Source organism: Burkholderia sp. A9, from assembly GCF_000801975.1.
In genome coordinates this window covers 23,435-46,767 of the sequence record NZ_JSZN01000018.1, presented here as the reverse complement: position 1 = coordinate 46,767, position 23,333 = coordinate 23,435, and the positions used below count along the sequence as shown (strand labels likewise).

Here is a 23,333-nt window from a genome sequence, read left to right as displayed (position 1 = left end):
AAACGAGTCGCGCGCCCGCCGTCGACGTTCAGTCGAGCGGCCAGACCTCGCGGCTTGCTGCCCTTACCGCCTGTGCCGAGTCGAGTGCGAGCAGATCCTGCGCACGCTGGCGACACAGCTGGTAATCGAGACGGCGCACGCGCGCCTTGATGCCCGGCACCGAGACCGGGTCGACCGACAGTTCGGTCACGCCGAGGCCGACGAGGATCGGCACCGCGAGCGGATCGCCGCCCAGCGCGCCGCACACGCCGACCCACTTGCCGTGTCTTGCCGCGCCGCGCACCGCGATGTCGATCAGGCGCAGCACGGCCGGATGCAGTCCGTCGGACTGCGCTGCCAGGTCGGCCTGGCAGCGGTCCATCGCCAGCGTGTACTGCGTCAGGTCGTTGGTGCCGATCGACAGGAAATCCGCGTGCTGCGCGAGCTGGTCGGCCAGCAGCGCCGCGGACGGCACCTCGATCATCGCGCCGACCTCGATCGGCTCGGTGCGCCCCTGCGCGCGCGCGAATTCGTCGATGCGCTTGCGCAGCCGCACGAGCTCGCCCGCATCGGTCACCATCGGCAGCAGGATGCGCACGGCGCCGAACGGCTTCACCGCGAGCAGGCCCTGCAACTGATCGTCGAGCAGGTCCGGGCGCACCTGCGCGAGGCGGATGCCGCGCAGGCCGAGCGCCGGGTTCGGTTCGGGCGGCAGCGTCAAGTAGTCGACTTCCTTGTCGGCGCCGACGTCGAGCGTGCGGATGATCGCGGTGCGGCCCTGCAGCGCGTCGATGATCGACTGGTAGCTTTGCTGGTGTTCGACGACAGTCGGCGCGGCCTGGCGATGGATGAACATCAGCTCGGTGCGCAGCAGGCCGATCGCGTCCGCGCCGTTGTCGACCGCGGTGTGCGCGTCGTCGAGCGTCGCGATGTTCGCGGCGATCTCGATCGCGCGGCCGTCGGTGGTCGCGGCGGCGGCGCCGGCCGTCTGCCGGTTCGCTTCGCGCACGCCATCGAGGCGCTCGCGTTCGTGGCGCGCGCGTTCGACGTCGAGTGCGCTCGGCGCGTGTTCGAGACGGCCCGCGCTCGCATCGACGACGACCTGCGTGCCGTCCGGAATCGCGTACAGCGCATCGCCGACCGCAACGAGCGCCGGAATGCCGAGCTGGCGCGCGATGATCGCCGCGTGCGACGTCGCGCCGCCGCGCGCCATCACGAGCGCGGTCACGCGCTGGCGATCGAGCGACGACAGGTCCGACGGCGTGAATTCCTCGGCGGCGAGCACGGCCTCGTCGGGCAGCGCGCGCGTCGCGCCGCTCGTGTGGCCGAGCGCGCGCAGCACGCGCTTCTCGATGTCGCGCAGGTCGGCCGCGCGCTCGGCGAGCAGCGCGTCGTCGAGCTTCGACAGCGTGTCGATCTGCGCGCGGATCGTCGCGCGCCATGCGAAGCCCGCGCTCTTGCCGAGGCTGATCTGGTCGCGCGCCGCGTCGACCAGCGTCGGATCTTCGAGCAGCACGCGATGCACCGCGAAGATGCCCGCCTCGCCGACCGCGCCGCGCGCCGACGCGTTGCGCACCGTTTCGTCGAGTTCGGCGTCGACGGCCTTCAGCGCCTGGTCGAGGTGGCGGCTTTCCGATGCGGGCGTGCCGGTCGCCTGTTCGGGCGGCACGAGGTCCGCATCGTCGAGCCGCACCAGCGTGCCGACCGCGATGCCGGGCGCCGCGCACACGCCTGCGAGCGTGTTCGGGTCGAGGGATGCGCCGGTGTGGTGCACGGCCGCCTGCGGCGCAGGCGAATGCAGCCGCGCCGGCTTCTCCTCGACTTCGCCGTGCGCTTCGCGCAGCAGCTCGTGCTCGACCGCGTCGACGGCTTGCTGCGCGTGCGCGCCGCGGCCGACCAGTTCGATCGTCGCACCCTCGCCCGCGCCGAGGCCGAGCAGGCCCACGACGCTCGCGATCGACGCCTTGCGGCCGTCGAACTGCACGTCGACCGTCGCGTCGAAGCCGCGCACGGATTCACGCGCCCGTGCGGCGGGGCGTGCATGCAGGCCGCCCGGCTGCGTCAGCACGATCTCGCGGCGCACTTCGTTCATCGCCGCGGCGCCGGCCTGCGCCGCCTGCACGGCGGCTTCGCCCTTGCCGCGCAGCGTCAGGAGCGGTGTCTCGCCGGCCGTCGCGAATCCGCTCGCGCGCTCGACGACGTCGAACGCGTCGGAGTTCGCGATCGCGATCACCGACACCAGCGAATGCGCGCTGCGCGCGACCGCGTCCTGGTCGAACTCGATCAGCAGATCGCCCGCCTCGATACGCGCGCCGGCTTCGACGTGCGCGGTGAAGCCCTGCCCGTTCAGCTCGACGGTGTCGATGCCGATATGCAGCAACACTTCGGCACCGTGCGGCGTCGTGATCGTCACCGCGTGGCCGGTGCGCGCGAGATGCGACACGACGCCGGCGCACGGCGCGACGAGCTTGCCCGCGAGCGGGTCGATGCCGATGCCGTCGCCGAACATCCCGCCGGAGAACACCGGATCGGGCACATCGGCCAGCGCGACGATCGGCCCGGTCAACGGGGCAAGCAGGACGATCTGATCATGGGTGGAACTCTTCAACTGGGACTCCTCGGCGCGTCTCATCGGCTGTCTCGGCTATCAGTGCGTTTCGGTGACTTTGTTCAGATGGCGCGGCGTGTCGGGATTGCGGCCGCGCGCGACGGCGAGATCCGCCGCCATCACGTAGAACGAAAGAATGGCGGCGATCGGGTCGAGCGCCGAATGGGCGGACTGCGCGAGCGGCAAGGTCGCGCCGGGCGTGCCGGCGGGCGCTGCGAGCAGCACCGCTGCGCCACGTGCGCGCATGTCCTGCGCGAGCTGCAGCAGCCCGGCCTGCTCGGGCCCCGGCGGCGCGAACACGAGCAGCGGATAGTCGCGGTCGATCAGCTCCATCGGGCCGTGACGGACTTCGGCACTCGAGAACGCCTCGGCCTGGATGCCGGAGGTTTCCTTCAGTTTCAGCGCGGCTTCCTGCGCAATCGCGAGGCCGAGGCCACGACCGATCACGATCATCCGCTCGACGCCGGCGAGCGCGGCGACGGCTGGCGACCAGTCGAGCCGGCCGGCCTGCGCGAGCGTGTCGGGCAACCCGCGCAACGCGGTCATCAGCGCGGCGTCGCGCTGCCAGTACGCGACGATTTGCGCGGACAGCGACAGCATCGCGATATAGCTCTTGGTCGCGGCGACCGACAGTTCGGGGCCGGCCAGCAGCGGCAGCTGGTGCTCGCACGCGTCGGCGAGCGGCGACGGCAGCACGTTCACGGCGGCAACGGTGCGCGCGCCGGCTTCGCGCAGCGCGGCCATCGTGTTGACGAGGTCGGGACTCTTGCCCGACTGGGAGAATGCGATCGCGAGCTGGTCCTGCACCTTCAGCGGTGCCTGCTGCAGTGTCGCGACCGACATCGGCAGCGACGCGACGGGCACGCCGAGGCGGCTCATCGTCAGGCTCGCGAAATAGCTGGCGGCGTGATCCGAACTGCCGCGCGCGACCGTCAGCGCGACGGCCGGCGGGTGATCGAGCAGCTGGCCGGCGAGCGCTTCGACGCGCGTGGTGTCGGCGAGTTGCGCGGCGACGACCTGGGCGGACTCGCGCGCTTCCTTAAGCATATTCGACAATCGATTCTCCTTCGACGTAGGTCGCAGTGAGGTTCAGGTCGCGATCGAACACGACGAGGTCGGCCCATGCGCCGCGCACGAGGCGGCCGCGATCAGTGACGCCGAGGTAGTCGGCCGCGTAGCGCGACATCCGGTTCGACACGTCGGCGATCGGCAAACCGAGCGATACGAGGTTGCGCAGCGCCTGGTCCATCGTCAGCGTGCTGCCGGCGAGCGTGCCGTCGGCGAGCCGCACGCCGCCGAGGCACTTGGTCACGTGCTGGCTGCCGAGCCGGTATTCGCCGTCGGGCATGCCGGTGGCGGACGTGCTGTCGGTCACGACGTACAGGCGCGGGATCGCGCGCAGCGCAGCACGAATCGCGCCCGGGTGTACGTGCAGCAGATCCGGAATGATTTCCGCGTATTCGGCATGAGCAAGCGCCGCGCCCACCAGGCCCGGGTTGCGGTGATGCAGCGGCGACATCGCGTTGAACAGGTGCGTGAAGCCGCACGCGCCGTGCTTGAGCGCGGCAACGGCGTCGTCGTAGGTCGCGAGCGAGTGGCCGAGCTGCACGCGCACGCCGCGCGCGGCCATCTCGCCGATGATCTCGATGTGGCCGGCGATTTCCGGCGCAAGCGTGACCACGCGGATCGGCGCGATCGACAGGTACTCCAGCACTTCGTCGAGCACGGCCGACACGGCCGCGTCGGGCTGCGCGCCGAGCTTGCCGGGATTGATGTACGGCCCTTCGAGGTGCACGCCGAGCACGCGCGCGCCGCCCGCCGTGCGGGTGCGGGCGACGGTGCCGAGGTTCGCGACGACCTGCATCAGTTCGTCGCGCGGCGCGGTCATCGTCGTCGCGAGCAGGCTCGTCGTGCCGAACTGCGCGTGCGTGCGGGCGATCGTCTCGATCGCGTCGCCGCCTTCCATCACGTCGGCGCCGCCGCCGCCATGCACGTGCAGGTCGATGAAGCCGGGCAGGATGTACGGCGCGTCGTTCTTCGCCGGATCAGCGGGCGTGCCGTCGAGGGTGGTGATGCGGCCGTTCGCGCTATCGAGCGAACCGTGAATCCAGCCGTCGGGGGTCAGGATGTTGCCAGTCAGCATGACGTTTCTCTTGATGATCTGGTGACGCGAGCATCCGCGTCGTGATTTGCAAAATCCGTTGCGTTTCGTTGCGCGTGGCGCGCGGGCAGTCTCGCGCGTCAGCGTTTCAGTTCGGCGACGAAGTCGTAATAGTCGTCGCGGCAATACGTTTCGGTCACTTCGATCGCGCGCTGGTCGGCACCGTAGCCGATGCGCGTGATCACGAGCAGTGCCGAGCCCGGCGTCACCGCCATCCATTTCGCGATCTCGTGCGTCGCGTTCGCCGCGCGAAAGTGCTGCAGCGCGCGCACGACGGTCATCCCGCGCGCGTCGAGGTATTCGTACAGCGACGCACCGAGCGCCTGCGGATCCGGCACCACCGCGGCCGGCAGCGTCGAATGCTCGACGGCCATCACGATGCCGTCCGCCCGGCGCAGCCGTTCGAGCCGCGCGACCGTCGCGCCCGGCGCGAGGCCGAGACGCGTGATCTCGTCGCGGCGCGCGGCGCGCAGCTTGCGCGACAGCCACACCGAATCGGGCATGAAGCCGCGCTGCTGCATCTTCGCGGTGAAGCCGACGAGACGCGACAGCGGATCGGCGACCCGCGGCGTGATGAAGCCGCCCGCGCCACGCGCCCGCTTGATCAGCCCCTGCTCGACCAGCAGCGCGAGCGCACGGCGGGCCGTGATCCGCGACACACCGACCGACCCCGACAGCAGCCGCTCCGACGGCAACGCCTCCCCGGCCCGCCATGCGCCGGCGTGAATCGCGCTCGCCAGGTTGCGGGCGAGCTGCAGATACAACGGCGTGTCGTCGAGGGGATCGGGCGCCAGTTCGGACCAGCCGGTTTCCATGTGCCTCCGGGTGTCGGACGACGATCGCGGACCGTCGAAAGTGAACGCATTATATAACCACCATAATACCAGTCAACGAACTGGTATTAGCGGTGCAAAAATCGCCGGAAGCCTTGCCCGGCAAGCGTTTTAGTAACGGGAAATCCTTTGTTTACAACGCGATGCGGGATAGGGATTTACCCGAGGTGGGTTGCAGGGGGACAGTTCCGGCGCCGGATTTGCCGGGCTTTGGGTGTCGAAAATGAGCCCAGGATAGAACCAGTTAGGCCGACTGGTATGCATCCGATGGCAGCCGATGGGCTGCGTCAGTGGAATTCGCGGCTCGATGTGCGCAGGCCGCCGAGCAGCGGCGTCAGATCCTCGAAATGCTGCGCGACGAGGTGCCTCACGTCGCTCACGACCTGCCACACGCCCGACGCCGCGAGCAGCCGCGAGTCGAGGGTTTCGCGGCGCTGCCGCGCGAGCAGCTCGGGCCGCACGATCACGTTCACGCAACCCGTTTCGTCCTCGAGCGTCATGAACATCACGCCTTTCGCGGTGCCCGGCATCTGCCGCGCGGTCACGAGCCCGCACGCGCGCGCGAGCCTGCCGTCGGGACGGTCGCGCAGTTCGGCCGCGGACGACAGCCGCCGTGCGCGCAGCACGGGCCGCAGCAGCGCGACCGGGTGACGGTTCAGCGTGAGGCCGGTGGTGTGATAGTCGGCGAGGATGTCGTCGGCTTCCGACGGCGCGCCGAGCGCGGGCTGCTCCACTTCGTCGATCGGCGCGGCGGCGAGCAGGTCGCGCTCCGGCGCCGCGGCGACGGCCTGCCACAGCGCGTCGCGGCGATGGCCGGCGAGCGTCGCGAGCGCGTTCGCGGCGGCGAGCGCTTCGAGGTCGCGGCGTTCGAGCTGCGCGCGGCGTGCGAGGGTGTCGACGTTGTCGAACGGGCCGGCGGTGCGCGCGGTTTCGATGCGGCGCGCGGCGGCTTCGCCGAGGCCGCGGACGAGCGACAGGCCAAGTCGCACCGCAGGCTGGCCGTGGGGAGGCGGCTGGTCGGGCAGTGCTTCGAGGGATGCTTCCCAGTTGCTTTGCGTCACGTCGATCGGCAGGACCTGCACGCCGTGACGCTTGGCGTCCTGCACGAGTTGCGACGGCGGGTAGAAACCCATCGGCTGGCTGTTCAGCAGCGCCGCGACGAAGATCGCGGGCTCGTGGCATTTGAGCCAGCTGCTCGCATAGGCCAGTTTCGCGAAGCTGGCCGCGTGGCTCTCGGGGAAGCCGTATTCGCCGAAGCCCTTGATCTGCTCGAAGATCTGCTCGGCGAACTCGCGCGTGTAGTCGCGTTCGAGCATGCCGCCGACGATCTTGTCGTGATACTTCTCGAGATTGCCCTTGCGCTTCCACGCGGCCATCGCGCGGCGCAGCTCGTCGGCCTCACCGGGCGTGAAGCCCGCCGCGACGATCGCGATCTGCATCACCTGCTCCTGGAAGATCGGCACCCCGAGCGTGCGAACGAGCACTTCCTTGAGCGCCTCGCTCGGATACGTGACTTCGCCCTCCTCTTCACCGGCCACGATCCTGCGCCGCTTCAGATACGGATGCACGGCACCGCCCTGGATCGGCCCGGGCCGCACGATCGAGACCTGGACGACGAGGTCGTAGTAGTTGCGCGGCCTCAGGCGCGGCAGCATCGACATCTGCGCGCGCGACTCGATCTGGAACACGCCGACCGTATCGGCGCGACAGATCATGTCGTAGGTTGCTTCGTCATCCTGCGGAATGTGCTTCAGCGTGAACGGCTGGCCGTCCTCCGGCGGCCCGCGCCACGCGGTGCGCAGGTCGAAGGCGCGATGCAGCGCCGACAGCATGCCGAGCGCGAGCACGTCGACCTTCATCAGCTTGAGCGATTCAAGATCGTCCTTGTCCCACTGGATCACGCGCCGCCCGTCCATCGCCGCGTTCTCGACCGGCACGAGCCGCGTGAGCTTGCCGCGGCTGATCACGAAGCCGCCCGAGTGCTGCGACAGGTGACGCGGAAAGTTGAGCAAGCGCCCTGCCAGTTCGGCCCACGCGCGAATCAGCGGCGTGTCGGGATCGAGTCCGGTCGTCGCGAATTGCTGCAGCAGGTCGCGGCTGCCGTCGAACCAGCGATGCCCCTTCGCGACGCGATCGACCAGCATCGGATCGACGCCGAGCGCCTTGCCGGTTTCGCGCAGCACGCCGCGCGGGCGGTATGTCGATACGGCCGCTGCGAGGGCGGCGCGATCCTTGCCGTATTTTTCGTAGATATGCTGGATCACCTCTTCCCGGCGCTGATGCTCGAAGTCAACGTCGATGTCCGGCGGCTCGCCACGCTCCTCGCTGATGAAGCGCTCGAACAGCATCGTGCTCTGTTCGGGATTCACCTCGGTGATGCCGAGGCAATAGCAGACGACCGAGTTCGCGGCCGAGCCGCGGCCCTGGCACAGGATGTTCCGGCTGCGCGCGTATTTGACGATGTCGTAGACAGTCAGGAAGAACGGTTCGTAGCTGAGCTTCGCGATCAGCTCGAGTTCATACTTGATCTGCTTCTCGACCTTTTCCGGAATGCCGTGCGGATAACGCCCGGCCGCCCCGGCGAAGGTTTCCTGTTCCAGATAGCGGGTCGGCGTCAGCCCCTGCGGCACGATCTCGTCGGGATACTCGTAGCGCAGCGAGCTCAGTTCGAAATCGCATGCGTCGAGAATCGCGCACGTCTCCGCGATCTCGTCCGACGCGTACAACTGCCCGATACGCTGCCGCGAACGCAGGTGCTGCTCCGCATTCGGCGCCAGCGCATACCCGCACTCTGCAACCGGCATGCCGACCCGGATCGCCGTCATCACGTCCTGCAATGCCTTGCACGAGCGCCGGTGCATCGTCACGTCGCCGAGCGCGACGATGCGCACACCGCGCCGCTCGCCGGCCGCGCGAATCTCCTCGCGCTGCGCGCCATCGAGCGCGCGCTGCAACTGCACGAGCCCGAGCCGCGCACGCTCGCCGAAGGTCGTGCGAAACCATGCGACCTGCGCATCGAGCACGTCCGCACGCACCGGATACGCGGGTACGAGAATCGCGAAGCAGTCGGGCATGCCGCGCAGATGCGCAAACGCCGCGGGCGGTGCCGACAGCATCCGCGACGTCAACGTGTAGGTGCCCTTCGGCGCTGCCATCCGCCGCCACGAAATCAGCTCGGAAAGATTGCCGTAACCCTCGCGGTTCTGCGCGAGCAGCACGAGCCCGAACGCACCGGGGCCCGGATCGTGGCCCGGTGCGACTTCATCCGGCGTGACGTCGAAATACGAACCGATGACGAGCGGCAGCCCTTTCGCCTTCGCCGCGACATGCATCCGCGGTGCGCCTGCGAGCGAGCATTCGTCGGTGATCGCGATCCCGCGATAGCCGAGTTCCACCGCACGCTCGACCAGCTCTTCCGCATGCGACGCGCCATGCAGAAACGAAAAGTTCGAACGGCAGAACAACTCCGCGTAATCGGGCAGCCAGCTGAATTCCGCAACCATCTCCGCTCACCCGAACAAGCCGTGCAGGAACCAGCGCGGCGCGGCCTGGCTTCCCGACCGCTCCAGGAACACCCAGTAGCACGCACCGACCTCGTCCTGGGCGACGTAGTAATCGCGTGCGGCCAGTTGCCCGTCGAACCACCCGGCTTCGATCCGCTCGGCCGACGACATCATCCTGAGCGGCGTATGGAACACCGGCCGGTTCTCGCGCATCAGGAGCGGCTGCGGCTCGGCCAGCAGCCATGCGGGACGCGGCGGCACGGCGGGCGGCCCGCCGGCCGGCTTGCCCGCTTGCGCAGCGAGCGGCAGCCAGCGGTTCGCGGCCTCGGGACGGTGATCGGCGACGGGCGCCGCGCGCAATACGTTCTCCGCGCCGAGCCGCGCGACCAGCAGTTCGAACAGCCGCGCGCGCGTCTCGCGCGTACCGCCCGGCTCGGGGAACAGATCGTCGGCCGGCGGCGCGACCGATTCGACGCGCGTGGCCTTCAGCCGCACCGCGATCACCGCAGCCGGCAGCTCGACGCGTGCGAGCCGCTCGCCGAGCAGCCGCATGAAGTGCGTCTCGTCGCGCACCGGCGTGGCGAACGCGAGTTCGAGCGGCGTCGGCGGCACAGCCTGGCGGCCACGTTCGTGCTCGAGATCGAACGTCATCGCGGCCAGCGACAACTGCCGCGCAGCCAGCCACCCGCACAACTGCACGACGAGCCGCCGCGCGGCGAACAGCACGGCTTCCGCGTATTCGACGCGCTCCGGCAATTCGAGCCGCACGTCGAACACGGGCGGTACCGCCATCCACGCGAGCGGCTCGACCGCGTCGCCATACGCGCGATCGAGCGCGGCGAGCAGCGCCGGACCGCAGCGGCGCTGCAGCCCCGCGCGCGGCAGGCCGCGCAGATCGGCGAGCGTGCGGCAGCCGAGGCCGTCGAACCAGCCCGCATACGGGCGCGCATCGGGCAGCAGCACGCACGGCAAACGATCGAGCGCACGAACGAGCGAGGCCGGCCTGGCCACGCGGCGCCGGATCCGGGCACGCGCCGACGTGCGCGCGAGCAGCCACGCGCCGCGCCCGGTCGGCGCGGCCGACAGGCGCGCCGCATAGCCGAGCGCCGCGAGCGTCGCGCGCACCTGGCGGCACAGAGACGGCAGGCCGCCGAACAGGCGCAGGCTCGGACCGACGTCGACGATCAGCGTGGCTTCGTCGTCGAGCACGACGCACGGCGAGAAGCGCAGCAATGCGAGCGCGACCGCGCGCAGCGCATCGGCCTCGCGGGCGGGATCGCGTTCGACCAGCCGGGTGTCGGGTGCGAGCGTCAGCACGCCGCCGCGCTTCATGCCCGCGCGCACGCCCTGCCGGCGCGCGGGCGCGTCGGCAATCAGCACGACGCCCTGCTCGAGCACCGCGCAGCCTGCGTCGTCTGCGTCGTCCGCCGCGCCGTCAGACGGCGGCGGGGCGCACACGTCGAGCGGCAGGCGCGGCAGATGGATGCCGAGCAAGACGCGCATAGCGGCTCTCCACGATGGGCGACGGCAAATCGAGCGCGAGCGGCTCGCTGCGCGCGGGCCCGCGACGCTTGACGATATCGAGCGACACACCGCCCGGCACCGGATGCAGCGCGATGCGCAGCACGGCCGGCGACGGCTGCCGCACGGCCGACAGCGGGCGCAGCATCACGAACAGCGTGTCGCCGGTGCGCGCGGCCGCGAGATGCAGGCGCCGCAGCGCATCGGGCCGCGCGTCCTGCCAGAGCAGCAGCGCACTGCAGCAGCCCGTCCTGAGCGCCTGCTCGGCGGCCCACAACGCGTCGGTGCGGCTGCCGGCGCGCAGCCACAGCAGCGCGTCGGACGGCACGCCGAGACCGGCCAGCGCGGTCGCATGCGGCGACTGCGGCGGCGCGACGAGCGCGAGCGGACGCCGCACGCTGACGGTACGCGCGAGCGCGGGCGCGAGCAGCCGCATCTCGCCGCAGCCCGGCTGCGCGGCCAGCAGTTCGACGAGCCCGCCGACCGGCCAGCCGCCGCCCGGCAGCTCGGCGGACAGCGGCGCAAAGCCCGTGTCGATCGTGCGTGGACCGCCGCGTGCGAGCTGCGAGCCGCGCCAGAGCGATGGATGAAGGGATTCGGGAGAAATGGAGGATGCGAGCATGACGCCACCCACAACTGTATGGATATACAGTATATGGCAATGCGCTCGCGTCGCACAGTACTGGTACGAAACCGGTATTTTCGTCAGAGGAAAAACAAGGGGAAAGCCGGCGCACCCGTCATGTTACGGCGCGCCGCCCCGGGGCGTGGCCGGCTCACACCGTCCGAACGCCCGAACGCCCGAACGCCCGCCGCAACCATCCGGCTCCGAGGCGACGCCGGCGAACCGGATCGCGCGGCCGGACCGGCAAGCAAGCCGGCACGATGCCACGCACCGCACCCCGCGCCGGTCCGCCCGCCGCGCGTCAGCCGAGCAGCAACGCGTCGTCGTCGAGCTGCTCGTGCCGCACCTTCTCGAACATCTGCAGCAGATCCGGCACGTCGAGCCCCTTGCGCTGGTCGCCCGACACGTCGAGCACGACCTGCCCCTGGTGCAGCATCACCGTGCGGTCGCCATAGTCGAGCGCCTGTCGCATGCTGTGCGTGACCATCATCGTCGTCAGCTTGCTCTCGGCGACGATGCGCGCGGTCAGTTCCAGCACGAACGCGGCCGTCTTCGGGTCGAGCGCGGCCGTGTGCTCGTCGAGCAGCAGGATCCGCGACGGCCGCAGCGACGCCATCAGCAGGCTCACCGCCTGCCGCTGGCCGCCCGACAGCAGCCCGATCCGGTCAGTCAGCCGGTTTTCCAGGCCGAGGTTCAGGAGCCGCAGCTTGTCGCGAAACAGCTCGCGCGACGGCCGGTCGAGCGCGGCCCTGAAGCCGCGCCGCCCGCCGCGCGCCATCGCGAGCGCCATGTTCTCCTCGATCGTCAGCGCCTCGCAGGTGCCGGCCATCGGGTCCTGGAACACGCGCGCGACGAGGTGCGCGCGGTCCCACGCGGGCTGGCGCGTGACATCCGTGCCGTCGATCGCGATGCGCCCGGCATCGACGCGCTGGTCGCCGCTGACCGCATTCAGGAAAGTCGACTTGCCGGCGCCGTTCGAGCCGATCACCGCGACGAACTGGCCGTCGGGAATCTCGAGCGACAGCCCGCGCAGCGCGCGCGTCTCGATCGGCGTGCCGGGGTTGAACGTGAGTTTCAGGTCTTGTGCGGACAGCATGTCATGCCCCTCCGTTCTTGCGCGCGAACAGCTTCTTGCGCGTCGCCGGCAGCACCAGCGCGATCGTGACGAGCGCGGCCGTCACGAGGTTCAGGTCCTGCGCCTTCAGGCCGATGAATTCGCTGTTCAGCGCGAGCGCGATGAAGAAGCGGTAGACGATCGCGCCGAGCACGACGGCGAGCGTCGTCAGCACCAGCCGGCGCGCGGGCAGCAGCGTCTCGCCGATGATCACGGCGGCCAGCCCGATCACGATCGTGCCGATCCCCATCGAGATGTCGGCGCCGCCCTGCGTCTGCGCGAACAGCGCACCGGCAAGCGCGACGAGCGCGTTCGACAAGGCCATCCCGGCGAGCGTCGCGCGGCCCGTCGCGATGCCCTGCGCGCGCGCCATCCGCGGGTTCGCGCCGGTCGCGCGCATCGCGAGGCCGAGCTGCGACGAGAAGAACCAGTCGAGGCCGAGCTTCGCGACCACCACGACGATCGCGAGCAGCGCCGGGCGCAGCACGTAGTCGGGCATCCAGTCGGGCTGCAGCACGGTGAAGATCGTCGGCTCGGTGATCAGCGGCACGTTCGGCCGTCCCATGATCCGCAGGTTCACCGAGTAGAGCGCGATCATCATCAGGATACTGGCGAGCAGATCCATGATCTTCAGGCGCACGTTGAGCCAGCCCGTGATGAAGCCGGCCAGCGCGCCCGCGACGATCGCGAACACGGTCGACGTGAACGGGTCATGGCCGGCGGAGATCAGCGTCGCGGCGACGGCGCCGCCGAGCGGAAAGCTGCCGTCGACGGTGAGGTCGGGGAAGTTGAGGATGCGAAACGAAATCAGCACCCCGAGGGCGACGAGGCTGAAGATCAGGCCGATCTCCAGCGCGCCCAGAAACGAGAACAAAGACATGATGGGGAAATCCTGTTGCTTCCCGGCCGGACGTGTACGGCCGGGCGAAGCGAACGGGCGGCCCCGGGTCGGAGCCGCCCGTCCGGCGGTTTCGTTCAGGCCCGGATCGGGCCTGCCAGCGCGGCGGTGGCCCGCCGCGGCTTACTTGATGACCGTCTTCGCTTCCTTCACGAGATCCGGCGCCAGCGTCACGCCCTGCTTCGCCGCCGCACCCGTGTTCGCGAACAGTTCGAGGTTGCTGCTCGTCTCGGACGCGATCGCGCCCGGCTTCTCGCCCTTCAGGATGCGCGCGACGACCTTGCCGGTCTGCCGGCCGAGGTCGCCGTAGTTGATGCCGAGCGCCGCGATGCCGCCGCGCTTCACGCTGTCGGTGTCGCCGGCGACGAGCGGGATCTTCGCTTCGTTCGCGACCTTCACGAGCGCTTCGTACGCGGACACGACGTTGTTGTCGGTGTTCGTGTAGATCACGTCGACCTTGCCGATCAGGCTCTTCGCGGCCGGGCCGATGTCGACGGTGCGCGGTGCGGCCGCTTCCTTCAGCGTCATCCCCTGCTTCGCGAGGATTTCCTTGAGTTCCTTCACGACCACGACCGAGTTCGCCTCGCCCGGGTTGTAGACCATGCCGACCGTCTTCGCCTTCGGCACGACGCGCTTGATCAGCGCGACCTGGCGATCGAGCGGCAGCTTGTCGGAGACGCCCGTCACGTTGGTGCCCGACGGGCCCCAGCCCTTCACGAGCTGTGCGGCGACCGGATCGGTCACGCCCGAGTAGACGACCGGCACGTTCTTGGTCGCCGCGACGACCGCCTGCGCGGCCGGCGTCGCGATCGCGACGATCACGTCGGGCTGGTCGCCGACGAACTTGCGCGCAATCTGCGCGGCCGTACCCGTGTTGCCCTGCGCGCTCTGGTATTCCCACTTGAGCTTGTCGTCGCCGTAGCCTTCCGCCTTCAGTTCGGCGCGCACGCCGTCGCGGATCGCGTCGAGTGCCGGGTGGTCGACGATCGACAGCACCTTGACTGTCTGTGCGTGCGCGGCGCCTGCCAGCGCGAGTGCGGCGACGCCGGCCGTGATCGAACGGATCGCGAAAGTCCTGTAACGCTTCATGGGTGAGTCTCCCCCGTATATTTGTGTCGGTTCTGGATGATGGATTCCCGCCGCCGTCATGCAGGTGCCGAGGCGCGCGCAACCGGGCGGCAACGGCCCCGCGCGGCCCCGGGAAGGCGCGCGGCGGCGAACGCACGAGGATACCATTTCCGCAGACCACCGCCTGACTCAACGCTTTCACCCTGAGCGCCCACAGCCCGCCCGGCGCGCGGCCACGAAGCGCGCGCGAGGCCCGGCCGGTGGCGCTCCGCGCCGATCCCGGCGCAACGCGTCAGCCACCCTTGCCGCTTTACGTTATGCTGTCCGCCGACCCAATCCACATCATCGGAGGGTGCATGAAACGAGGGATCCGTGCGATCGCGTGCGCGGCCATCGCGCTGGCGCTGCCGGGCGCGGCATTCGCGCTGACCGACGGCAGCGCGCAATACGACGACTGCATGCTCAATGCGCTGCGCGAGAGCCGCAACGGCGCGGCCGCCCAGTTGATCCAGCGCTCGTGCGACGCGCTGTACCGCAACAACGCGATGCTGCTGCCGCGCGAGCGGCGCGTTCACGAGTGCATCGTGCAGTCGCTGCCGGGCGTGCGCGACAACTACGCGATCCAGCAGATCATGGCGATCTGCTCGCGGCGCGGCGAGATGTGAGCCGGCGGCGCGGGCCAGGCGCCGCGCGGCCGGCTGCCCCCAAACGGCCCGCGCGACGCAGCCGTCAGGACGCAAACAAACACGACCCGGTGATCAGTCAGCTGTAGAGCCAGCGCCCTGCCTTGGCCGATTCGATCAACATTCGGACGTTCAGGTCCGGAACGTGATGAACGACTCTTTTCCTGAACGGATTGATCAGGTCAAGAAGCGAAATATCGTCTTCCGGGTAGTATTTTTTAATGTCGAACCCGCTCACATCGACATTAAACTCTTCCGAATACTCCCTCATTACCTCTTCGACTTCAGCCGCATCGAATCCCAGGTCGACATTCTCGCGCGCGATTTTTAAAGCTACCTTTTCAGTCTAACGAAGATATACGACTGCCACGCAGACGAATTCTTGCCGATCCGTTGGCTGTTCGCTCCGTAACGATAGTGGAATATCCCGCAACCTTTTGTTATTTGGCTCAGCGTGAACAATGACGGGGCACAACGGGATGCCGGAGAGAAAACGCGCATACCGATTCTGCATTCGAGCGGCGGCGCGCAGGCTCGATGCACCGTAACGAACCGTTGCCAAACGGTGTTTATCGGTGAACACAAATGCAATTGCGATGTGTGATCTTCGCGTCGCGCCCGGATCTCGAAAGCACGTCAAAGCGGGCAGGCAACGCATGCGCAGCGGCAACGGGACGCCGCCCATCGCACATAAAAAAGGCCTGCACACGTGCAGGCCTTCGTTCGGTCAACCGATCGCGTTCAGAACGACGCGACCATCGAGCCCTTGAACTGCTTCTTGATGAATTCCTTCACTTCCGGCGACTGGTACGCCTTGACCAGCTTCTTCACCCACGGCTGATCCTTGTCCTTCGCACGCACGGCGATCAGGTTCGCGTACGGGCTCGTCAGCGATTCGAGCGCGATCGCGTCCTTGGTCGGCTGGAGGTTCGCGGCCAGCGCATAGTTCGTGTTGATCACGGCTGCGTCGACGTCCGACAGCACGCGCGGCAGTTGCGCGGCGTCGAGTTCGGAGATCTTCAGCTTCTTCGGGTTCTCGGCGATGTCGAGCACCGTCGCGTTGTTGCCGCCCGTGCCGGCGCCCGCCTTCAGCTTGATCACGCCCTGCGTCTGCAGCAGCAGCAGCGCGCGGTTCTCGTTCGACGGATCGTTCGGCACCGCCAGCTTCGCGCCTTGCGGCAGGTCCTTCAGCGCCTTGAACTTCTTCGAGTACACGCCGATCGGCGAGATGTAGGTCAGGCCCGCGCTGACGATCTTGTAGCCGCGCTGCTTCACCTGGCTGTCGAGGTAGGGCTGGTGCTGGAAGCTGTTCGCGTCGAGGTCGCCCGAGTCGAGCGCCGCGTTCGGCTGCACGTAGTCGTTGAACTCGATGACCTTCACGGTCAGGCCTTCCTTCTCCTTCGCGACCTTCTGCACGACCTGCCACACTTCCGAATCCGGGCCGGCCACCGTGCCGACCTTGATCACCTTGTCTTCGGCGTGCGCGCCCGCCGACAGCGTCAGCGCGGCACCGGTGGCCAGCACGGAAAATACCTTCAGGAGACTGCGACGCTTCATCTGTTTCTCGCTTTCTTGCAAACTGAAAATGGGGCGCGATACGGGTATGCCCCGACTCGCAGGAAGGGGCAAATGGTGTCACAGGATCGGCCGGAAGTGAAATACATCCCACTCATATGGGTATGCCCCGCGAGCGTGCTGGCGGAACGCGCGCGGCTCGGCCGTTAGTTGCATTTCAATGAACGCGACCGCCGACCCGGAACGCGCCGACCGCATCGCGCAACCGCCCGGCCTGCTCCTGCAGCGACGCGGCCGCCGCGGTGGCCTCCTCGACGAGCGCCGCGTTCTGCTGCGTGACCTGGTCCATTTGCGTGACCGCGCGCCCGACCTGCGTGATGCCGCTCGCCTGCTCTTCGGACGCGGCCGCAATCTCGCCCATGATGTCGGTCACGCGCGCCACCGCCTGCAGGATCTCGCCCATCGTCGTGCCGGCCTGGCCGACCAGCGTCGAGCCGTTGCGCACGCGCTCGACCGAATCGACGATCAGCTCGCGGATCTCCTTCGCGGCCGTCGCGCTGCGCTGTGCGAGCGAACGCACCTCGCCCGCGACCACCGCGAAGCCGCGCCCCTGCTCGCCGGCGCGCGCGGCCTCGACTGCCGCGTTCAGCGCGAGGATGTTGGTCTGGAACGCAATGCCCTCGATCACGCCGATGATGTCGGCGATCTTGTGTGAGCTGTCGTCGATCTCGCCCATCGTGCCGATCACGCGGTTCACGACGTCGTTGCCCGCCCGCGCGATCTCCGACGCGTTGTTCGCCAGCCCGCTCGCCTGCCGCGCGTTGTCCGCGTTCTGCTTCACCGTCGCGGTCAGCTGCTCCATGCTCGCGGCCGTTTCTTCCAGCGATGCGGCCTGCTCCTCGGTGCGCTGCGACAGGTCGCTGTTGCCGGACGCGATCTCGCGGCTCGCCGACGCGATCGACTCCGCCGACTGGCGGATCCCGCCGATCGTCGCCTGCAGGCGTGCCTGCATGTCGCGCATCGCAGCCATCATGCTCGTGCTGTCGCTCGCGCGCACGGGCACCGGCTGCGTCAGGTCGCCCTGCGCGATGCGGGCCGCCAGCGCGGCCGCCTCGTCCGGCTCGCCGCCGAGGCTGCCGCGCACGTTGCGGATGATCACGAGCATGGCCGCGCTGATCATGAAGCCGATCACGAACACGACCGCGAGGTGACCGAACAGCGTCCGGTAGTAGACGGTATCGATGTCCTTCAGGAACACGCCGCTCGAGATGTTCCAGTCCCACGGTGCGAAGCGCGTGACGTAACTGATCTTCGGCGCCGCGGTTTCGCTGTGGGGCAGCCGCCCGCGATACTCGGCGAAGCCACTGCCGGTCGCCTTCGCGGCGTTCAGGATCGTGACGAACAGCGGCTTGCCGTCCGGATCGAGATAGTCGCCAACCTGCGTGCCGACCAGCTTCGGCAGCGTCGGGTGCATCAGCACGACGGGCTTCGAATCCATCACGAACACATAGCCCGAATCGCCGTAGCGCATCGCGGCCAGGCTCGCGAGCGCGTCGCGCTTCGCGTCGGCCTCGGGCAGCGCACCGCTCTGCGCGAGCGCGTGATAGGCACGCACGATGCCGGCCGCCGAATCGACGAGGTTCGCGATGCCTTCCTTGCGTTCGGCGAGCATCGTCGCGCGCGTCTCGTATGCGCTCCATGCGCCGACGCCGAGTAGACCGATCCATACCAGCGCAAGCGCGAGCCATAGCTTGCGGTTCAACGTCATTCTGCTCATCTGCGTGCCTTGTTGTCGAAGTCGATGCCCGTGATGCGCGCGAACGGCCGGTCGCGCGCAAACGGTTGCTCTCGTATTTACGGCAGTGAGACTTACAACTTGAATACACGCAGCCGGCGCACGCCGCACGGCACGACACGCAACGGGCGCTGTGCTACAAAGACCGGCTGACCGGCGCGCAAGGCGTCGGCGACATTCCGGGGCCATCCATGTACGTCATCGACATCCACTACACCGCGTCGCTCGAGCGCATCGACGACGCGCTCGAACGCCATCGCGCGTATCTGCAGCCGCTGCTCGAGCGCGGCATCTTCATCGCGGCGGGGCCGAAGGTGCCGCGCGAAGGCGGCGTGATCCTCGCGGCCCGCATCGACCGCGACGAACTGGATGCGATCCTGAAGACCGATCCGTTCGTGACCGAAGGGCTCGCGACCTATCGCGTGACGGAATTCCGGATCACGCGCGCCGCGCAGGGCTTCAACGTGCCCGCGCTGCCATGACGCACGCAATCGCGCATGTGCGCACGCACGCCGCCCGGTGAGGCGGAGCATGTCAATCGAGGGGAACCGGGAGGAATGCGTGACGGCGCGTTGCGGCCGTCACGCGTTTCGCCGGGCAGAACGCCCGGGCGATCATGCGGCGCGCGCCGCTCAGTCGACCAGCAGTTTCAGGTCGTGAACCCACGGGCCGGGGCCCTGGCCGTCGCGCACGAACAGGCGCAGCTTGCCGTCGCGATCGAACACGTAGCTCGCGGCGGTGTGATCCATCGTGTAGCTGCCGGGCGTCTTGCCGGGCACCTTCGCGTAGTACACACGGAAATCCTTCGTGACCTTCTTCAGCGCCGCTTCGTCGGCCGGCCGCAGCCCGATGAACGACGAATCGAACGCGGGCACGTACTGGCCGAGCAGCGCGGGCGTGTCACGCTCCGGATCGACGGTGACGAACAGCACCTGCACGCGCTTCGCGGCGTCGGGGCCGAGCTGCTTCAGCGCTTCCGACAATTCGGCCATCGTCGTCGGGCATACGTCCGGGCAATGCGTATAGCCGAAGAACATCACGACAGCCTTGCCCTTGAAGTCGCCGAGCGTGCGTACCTTGCCGGCCGTGTCGGGCAGCGAGAAATCGCTGCCGAACTGCGTGTTGCCGGTGATGTCGAGATTCTGGAATTTCGGCGCGTTGTCGCAGCCCGCGAGCAGCGTGGCTGCCGCGAATGCGCATGCGAGCATCCAGCCTTGGCGCGCGCGGCGCCCGAACCGTGAATGGAGCATTGCGTTCAAACCGTGCGGTTACACGCCGAGCAGCGGGCGTGCGTAGTGATCGACGAGCAGCGCGGCGAACAGCAGCGACAGGTAGACGATCGAATAGCGGAAGGCCTTGCGGGCGAGTTCGTCCGAATAGTCGCGGTAGATCTTCCATGCATACGCGAGGAACACCGCACCGAGCAGCACCGCGCTCGTCAGGTAGACGGCCCCGCTCATCCCGGAGATGAACGGCATCAGCGTGACCGCGAACAGGATCACCGTGTACAGCAGGATGTGCAGCCGCGTGAACTTCTCGCCGTGCGTGACGGGCAGCATCGGCAGCCCCGCGCTCTCGTAATCCTTGCGGCGGTAAAGCGCGAGCACCCAGAAATGCGGCGGCGTCCACACGAAGATGATCAGCACGAGGATCCACGCGTCGCCGGGCACCGCGCCGGTGACGGCGGCCCAGCCGAGCGCCGGCGGCATCGCGCCCGACGCGCCGCCGATCACGATGTTCTGCGGCGTCATCGGCTTGAGCAGCAGCGTGTAGATCACCGCGTAGCCGACGAACGTCGCGATCGTCAGCCACATCGTCAGCGGGTTCGTGAACGTATAGAGCGTCCATGCGCCGACGCTGCCGAGCACGGCCGAGAACAGCAGGATCTGCGGGGTCGTGATCTCGCCGCGCGCGGACGGGCGCCACGCGGTGCGGCGCATCATCGCGTCGATCTTCTGTTCGACGAGGCAGTTGATCGCGAACGCGGCGCCGGCCAGCAGCCAGATGCCGACCGTGCCGCCGATCAGCACATGCCACGGCACCATGCCCGGCGTCGCGAGAAACATGCCGATCACCGCGCAGAACACCGCGAGCTGCGTGACACGCGGCTTCGTCAGCGCCATGTACTGCGAAAACCGGCTACCGGGCGATTGGGAAAGGGTGCTTTGCATGGGGACGGTCACGCCGGGGCGGCGTCGCGCGCAGGCTGCACGACACGGCCGGGGCGGCTTGAAAGGATGCGAAAGTTTAACATGACGACGAGCAGCAGCAGGATCGCGGCGCCGCCGTTGTGCGCGACGGCGACCGGCAGCGGCCACTGCAGCACGATGTTGGTCAGGCCCGTCACGAACTGCAGCAGGACGACCAGCAGCACGCCGTCCGCGGGCCGCCGCAGCGACTCGAAGCGGCGCATCTTCAGCGCGAACGCGACCAGATATGCGACGACGACGAACGCGAACGTGCGGTGGGTCCAGTGGATCGCGACCAGCGCGTCCTGCGTGATCGCCTCGCCGTCCTTCGTCATCCCGAGCGCGCGCCACAGATGGAAGCCCTGGCCGAAGTTCATCGGCGGAATCCACTGGCCGTTGCAGGTCGGGAAATCGGTACACGCGAGCACCGCGTAGTTGGTGCTCACCCAGCCGCCGAGCGCGATCTGCACGACCAGCAGCACCAGCGCGGCGAGCGCGGCCGCGCGGTAGCGGCCCGCCTCCGGGTCATGCGACGGCAGCGGCGTCTGCCGCGCCGCGAGCCAGCCGAGCGTGCCGAGCAGCGTGAGGCCGAGCAGCAGGTGGGTCGTGACGATCACCGGCTGCAGCTTCATGGTGACCGTCCATGCGCCGAACACGCCCTGCACGACGATCAGCAGCAGCAGGCTCGTCGGCCACCACGGCGACACGTGCAGCGGGCGGCGGCGCAGCCGCGCAGCCCATGCGATCACGACCTGCGCGATGATCAGCACGCCGATCGCCATCGCGAAATAGCGGTGGATCATCTCGATCCACGCCTTCGTCATGCTGACGGGGCCGGTCGGCATCGCCTGGTGCGCGGCCGTGATCGCGGCATGCGCGATGAACGGCGACGAGGTGCCGTAGCAGCCGGGCCAGTCCGGGCAGCCGAGGCCCGAATCGGTCAGCCGCGTGAAGCCGCCGAACATCACCAGATCGAGCGTCAGGAACGTGGTGAGCCACACCAGCTTGCGGAACTTGTTGTCGTCGGCCTTCACCCACACGTACGACAGCGGCAGCAGCGCGATGCAGAAGCCGATCAGGCCGAGTTGCAGTAGATACGACATCGAATGGTTGCCTCGTAGTCTCGCCTTAGCCGATGCTCGACCACTTCAGCAGCTTCGTGACGTCCGCCTTGATCTTGCTGGGGTTCGGGTCCTTCGGGAAACGCATCATCAGGTTGCCGTTCGGATCGACCATGTAGATGTGGTCGCGGTCCTGCGTGCCGGTGTCGGCCGGCAGCCACGCGGCGACCGCGGCCGGATCGGCGACCAGCCGGCGCGTGTCGGGATAGGCTTCCAGCACCTTCGGCGGCACCGCGCCCGCATCGCTGCGCAGCCACACCATCGTGATCCGGTGCCGCTCGCCCGCCTGCGTGACGCGGATCTGGCGCATGAAATAGAGCTTTTGCGCACATGCGTCGTCGCATGCGCTGCGGTCGGTCATCACGAACAGCCACACACCGCGCAGCGACGCCAGCGGCACGGTCTTGCCGGTTTCGTCGGTGACCTGCAGATCGGCCGGGATCGGGCGCTGCGGCTCGATCAGCGTGCCGTAGTTGGTCGAGCCGCCCTTCGGCTTGATCACGTAATAGGTGAAGTACGACGCGATCATCGGTGCTGCGCACACGAGACCCAGCAGCACGAGCATCCAGCGGCCGCGCTTGCGGGCCGCCGGCGAGATCGGCGCAGCGGCCGGACCCTGACGGGAAGATTGCATGGACAAATCAGACCTCTCGAAACGAACCCGCGGCGCTGCCGCCGCGTCCGGGCATGGCGCTCACGCGCCGGCCGACTTCTTCGCCGCACGCCGCGCGGCGTACAGGCCGAAACCGAGCGCGGCCGCAGCCATGCCCCACCACTGAAACATGTAACCGTAATTGCGCTCCACGCCGGTCGTCGCCGCCGGCCAGTCGCGCACGAGCTTGTCGCCGTCGTCGCTCGTCTGCTGGATCACGAACGGCTGCAGCGGCAACCCCGTTTCCTTCGCATACGCAGCGACGTCCAGGTTCTGCCGGATCTTCTGGTGCGCAGCCGAGCCACCTTCGCCGAGCTCGAATGCGCGCGACGCGTCGGCACGCGCGATGCCCTCGATCTCGATGTCGCCGTCGGGCGTCGGGAACGGCTCGATCGCCGTGCGATCGGCGATGTTGCGCGGCAGCCAGCCGCGGTTCACCAGCACGACGCCGCCGCCCGTGAGTTTAAACGGCATCACGACGTAAAAACCCGGCTGGTCGTTATACGGCCGATTGTCGAGGAACACCACTTGCTCCGGTATGAAGCGACCCTTGGCCCGCACGCGGTGAAACTCGATCGACGCAAGCGGCATCGGCTGCGCGCCGACGTCGACGGGCGCCGCATGCTCGTAGCGCACGACGCTCGCCTGCAGCGCTTCCTTCTGATGCGCGCGGTCGCGCTGCCAGAAACCGAGGCGTATCGTGACCGCGACCACGACGAGAATCAGCAGCGCAGGCAACCAGCGGATCTTCATCGCGCCACCCGCGAGGCGCATGCGCGAAAGCGAAGTGCGATAATTATCCTCTTCCTTTCGAATTGCCGTCGTCCGGTTCGTGTCATGCACATCCTCGTTCCCATCGCCTTCGTCCTCATCATCGCCAGCATGGGCTCGGCGCTCTACTTCATGATGCACGACCGCGGTCATACGAAACGCATGGTGTGGTCGCTTGCCACCCGCGTCGGGCTGTCGGTCACGCTGTTCCTGTTCATCCTGTTCGCGAACTGGATGGGCTGGATCCATTCGACCGGCCTGCCGATCGGACGTTGATGCATTCGCGGCAGCCGTCGC

21 protein-coding genes are annotated in these 23,333 nt (G+C 68.4%); 3 read left to right on the top strand and 18 right to left on the bottom strand.

Translation table 11 applies throughout. The features are described from left to right. Positions 1–28: 28 nt before the first annotated feature. The 10 genes from ptsP to PI86_RS10290 form a co-directional block, all read right to left on the bottom strand. Entirely contained in the window at positions 29–2,611 is a 2,583-nt protein-coding gene (ptsP, locus tag PI86_RS10335) for a phosphoenolpyruvate--protein phosphotransferase (protein WP_039321639.1), read from the bottom strand. A 15-nt stretch (positions 2,612–2,626) separates the two neighbouring features. Next, a complete protein-coding gene (locus PI86_RS10330) occupies positions 2,627–3,634 on the bottom strand; it encodes an SIS domain-containing protein (RefSeq protein ID WP_039321637.1) in 1,008 nt (335 codons plus the stop codon). After that, positions 3,627–4,730: an N-acetylglucosamine-6-phosphate deacetylase gene (gene nagA, locus PI86_RS10325; protein WP_039321634.1), complete on the bottom strand. Its 1,104-nt coding sequence runs from the start codon at positions 4,728–4,730 to the stop codon at positions 3,627–3,629. Before nagA ends, PI86_RS10330 begins: the two co-directional genes overlap by 8 nt. Positions 4,731–4,828: 98 nt before the next feature. Next, a complete protein-coding gene (locus PI86_RS10320) occupies positions 4,829–5,563 on the bottom strand; it encodes a GntR family transcriptional regulator (RefSeq protein ID WP_039321632.1) in 735 nt (244 codons plus the stop codon). Positions 5,564–5,868: 305 nt separating this feature from the next. Continuing rightward, complete coding sequence (locus tag PI86_RS10315; RefSeq protein WP_039321630.1) at positions 5,869–9,084, bottom strand: error-prone DNA polymerase; 3,216 nt, start codon at positions 9,082–9,084, stop codon at positions 5,869–5,871. A gap of 6 nt (positions 9,085–9,090) precedes the next feature. Next, on the bottom strand, positions 9,091–10,587 hold the full coding sequence (locus PI86_RS10310) for a Y-family DNA polymerase (protein ID WP_039321628.1): 1,497 nt from the start codon (positions 10,585–10,587) through the stop codon (positions 9,091–9,093). Continuing rightward, positions 10,520–11,227: a translesion DNA synthesis-associated protein ImuA gene (imuA, locus tag PI86_RS10305; protein WP_039321626.1), complete on the bottom strand. Its 708-nt coding sequence runs from the start codon at positions 11,225–11,227 to the stop codon at positions 10,520–10,522. The genes PI86_RS10310 and imuA overlap by 68 nt, the downstream gene beginning before the upstream one ends. 304 nt (positions 11,228–11,531) lie before the next feature. After that, the gene (locus tag PI86_RS10300; RefSeq protein ID WP_014895978.1) at positions 11,532–12,326 is read right to left on the bottom strand and encodes an ABC transporter ATP-binding protein; all 795 of its coding nucleotides are present in this window, start codon (positions 12,324–12,326) and stop codon (positions 11,532–11,534) included. Between the two features lies 1 nt (position 12,327). Further along, positions 12,328–13,224 carry an ABC transporter permease gene (locus tag PI86_RS10295; RefSeq protein ID WP_014895977.1) on the bottom strand — a complete coding sequence of 299 codons (897 nt, stop codon included), beginning with the start codon at positions 13,222–13,224 and terminating at the stop codon, positions 12,328–12,330. A 141-nt stretch (positions 13,225–13,365) separates the two neighbouring features. Beyond that, positions 13,366–14,331, bottom strand: coding sequence for an ABC transporter substrate-binding protein (locus PI86_RS10290; protein WP_039321624.1), 966 nt, complete (start codon positions 14,329–14,331; stop codon positions 13,366–13,368). A 335-nt stretch (positions 14,332–14,666) separates the two neighbouring features. Here PI86_RS10290 and PI86_RS10285 point away from each other — a divergent pair, with 335 nt between their 5' ends. Further along, positions 14,667–14,975, top strand: a complete 309-nt coding sequence (locus PI86_RS10285; protein WP_039321622.1) for a VF_A0006 family four-cysteine protein — start codon at positions 14,667–14,669, stop codon at positions 14,973–14,975. Between the two features lie 97 nt (positions 14,976–15,072). On the opposite strand, the gene PI86_RS10280 is transcribed toward PI86_RS10285, so the two are convergent. The 3 genes from PI86_RS10280 to PI86_RS10270 form a co-directional block, all read right to left on the bottom strand. Then, positions 15,073–15,297: a DUF1493 family protein gene (locus tag PI86_RS10280; protein ID WP_268745907.1), complete on the bottom strand. Its 225-nt coding sequence runs from the start codon at positions 15,295–15,297 to the stop codon at positions 15,073–15,075. Between the two features lie 437 nt (positions 15,298–15,734). Continuing rightward, positions 15,735–16,550, bottom strand: coding sequence for a MetQ/NlpA family ABC transporter substrate-binding protein (locus tag PI86_RS10275; RefSeq protein ID WP_039321620.1), 816 nt, complete (start codon positions 16,548–16,550; stop codon positions 15,735–15,737). A 175-nt stretch (positions 16,551–16,725) separates the two neighbouring features. Next, positions 16,726–18,285 carry a methyl-accepting chemotaxis protein gene (locus PI86_RS10270; RefSeq protein ID WP_039321618.1) on the bottom strand — a complete coding sequence of 520 codons (1,560 nt, stop codon included), beginning with the start codon at positions 18,283–18,285 and terminating at the stop codon, positions 16,726–16,728. A 209-nt stretch (positions 18,286–18,494) separates the two neighbouring features. Between PI86_RS10270 and PI86_RS10265 the strand changes: the two genes are divergently transcribed. After that, on the top strand, positions 18,495–18,785 hold the full coding sequence (locus tag PI86_RS10265; protein WP_039321616.1) for a YciI family protein: 291 nt from the start codon (positions 18,495–18,497) through the stop codon (positions 18,783–18,785). Positions 18,786–18,935: 150 nt separating this feature from the next. On the opposite strand, the gene PI86_RS10260 is transcribed toward PI86_RS10265, so the two are convergent. From PI86_RS10260 to PI86_RS10240, 5 genes are read right to left on the bottom strand one after another with little or no spacing between them, the layout of a single operon-like run. Then, entirely contained in the window at positions 18,936–19,553 is a 618-nt protein-coding gene (locus tag PI86_RS10260; protein ID WP_014895970.1) for an SCO family protein, read from the bottom strand. Positions 19,554–19,571: 18 nt separating this feature from the next. Next, complete coding sequence (cyoE, locus tag PI86_RS10255; RefSeq protein ID WP_014895969.1) at positions 19,572–20,474, bottom strand: heme o synthase; 903 nt, start codon at positions 20,472–20,474, stop codon at positions 19,572–19,574. 8 nt (positions 20,475–20,482) lie between these two features. After that, the gene (locus tag PI86_RS10250) at positions 20,483–21,595 is read right to left on the bottom strand and encodes a COX15/CtaA family protein (RefSeq protein ID WP_014895968.1); all 1,113 of its coding nucleotides are present in this window, start codon (positions 21,593–21,595) and stop codon (positions 20,483–20,485) included. Between the two features lie 25 nt (positions 21,596–21,620). Next, on the bottom strand, positions 21,621–22,247 hold the full coding sequence (locus PI86_RS10245) for an SCO family protein (protein WP_014895967.1): 627 nt from the start codon (positions 22,245–22,247) through the stop codon (positions 21,621–21,623). A gap of 60 nt (positions 22,248–22,307) precedes the next feature. Then, complete coding sequence (locus PI86_RS10240; RefSeq protein WP_039321719.1) at positions 22,308–23,018, bottom strand: SURF1 family protein; 711 nt, start codon at positions 23,016–23,018, stop codon at positions 22,308–22,310. Between the two features lie 84 nt (positions 23,019–23,102). Between PI86_RS10240 and PI86_RS10235 the strand changes: the two genes are divergently transcribed. Beyond that, positions 23,103–23,312: a twin transmembrane helix small protein gene (locus PI86_RS10235; RefSeq protein WP_014895965.1), complete on the top strand. Its 210-nt coding sequence runs from the start codon at positions 23,103–23,105 to the stop codon at positions 23,310–23,312. Positions 23,313–23,333 lie beyond the last annotated feature (21 nt).

Bases quoted from the DNA above. Each gene is read 5' to 3' on its own strand.
- ptsP (WP_039321639.1), bottom strand. From the start codon at position 2,611: ATGAGACGCGCCGAGGAGTCCCAGTTGAAGAGTTCCACCCATGATCAG.
- PI86_RS10330 (WP_039321637.1), bottom strand. From the start codon at position 3,634: ATGCTTAAGGAAGCGCGCGAGTCCGCCCAGGTCGTCGCCGCGCAACTC.
- nagA (WP_039321634.1), bottom strand. From the start codon at position 4,730: ATGCTGACTGGCAACATCCTGACCCCCGACGGCTGGATTCACGGTTCG.
- PI86_RS10320 (WP_039321632.1), bottom strand. From the start codon at position 5,563: ATGGAAACCGGCTGGTCCGAACTGGCGCCCGATCCCCTCGACGACACG.
- PI86_RS10315 (WP_039321630.1), bottom strand. From the start codon at position 9,084: ATGGTTGCGGAATTCAGCTGGCTGCCCGATTACGCGGAGTTGTTCTGC.
- PI86_RS10310 (WP_039321628.1), bottom strand. From the start codon at position 10,587: ATGCGCGTCTTGCTCGGCATCCATCTGCCGCGCCTGCCGCTCGACGTG.
- imuA (WP_039321626.1), bottom strand. From the start codon at position 11,227: ATGCTCGCATCCTCCATTTCTCCCGAATCCCTTCATCCATCGCTCTGG.
- PI86_RS10300 (WP_014895978.1), bottom strand. From the start codon at position 12,326: ATGCTGTCCGCACAAGACCTGAAACTCACGTTCAACCCCGGCACGCCG.
- PI86_RS10295 (WP_014895977.1), bottom strand. From the start codon at position 13,224: ATGTCTTTGTTCTCGTTTCTGGGCGCGCTGGAGATCGGCCTGATCTTC.
- PI86_RS10290 (WP_039321624.1), bottom strand. From the start codon at position 14,331: ATGAAGCGTTACAGGACTTTCGCGATCCGTTCGATCACGGCCGGCGTC.
- PI86_RS10285 (WP_039321622.1), top strand. From the start codon at position 14,667: ATGAAACGAGGGATCCGTGCGATCGCGTGCGCGGCCATCGCGCTGGCG.
- PI86_RS10275 (WP_039321620.1), bottom strand. From the start codon at position 16,550: ATGAAGCGTCGCAGTCTCCTGAAGGTATTTTCCGTGCTGGCCACCGGT.
- PI86_RS10270 (WP_039321618.1), bottom strand. From the start codon at position 18,285: ATGAGCAGAATGACGTTGAACCGCAAGCTATGGCTCGCGCTTGCGCTG.
- PI86_RS10265 (WP_039321616.1), top strand. From the start codon at position 18,495: ATGTACGTCATCGACATCCACTACACCGCGTCGCTCGAGCGCATCGAC.
- PI86_RS10260 (WP_014895970.1), bottom strand. From the start codon at position 19,553: ATGCTCCATTCACGGTTCGGGCGCCGCGCGCGCCAAGGCTGGATGCTC.
- cyoE (WP_014895969.1), bottom strand. From the start codon at position 20,474: ATGCAAAGCACCCTTTCCCAATCGCCCGGTAGCCGGTTTTCGCAGTAC.
- PI86_RS10250 (WP_014895968.1), bottom strand. From the start codon at position 21,595: ATGTCGTATCTACTGCAACTCGGCCTGATCGGCTTCTGCATCGCGCTG.
- PI86_RS10245 (WP_014895967.1), bottom strand. From the start codon at position 22,247: ATGCAATCTTCCCGTCAGGGTCCGGCCGCTGCGCCGATCTCGCCGGCG.
- PI86_RS10240 (WP_039321719.1), bottom strand. From the start codon at position 23,018: ATGAAGATCCGCTGGTTGCCTGCGCTGCTGATTCTCGTCGTGGTCGCG.
- PI86_RS10235 (WP_014895965.1), top strand. From the start codon at position 23,103: ATGCACATCCTCGTTCCCATCGCCTTCGTCCTCATCATCGCCAGCATG.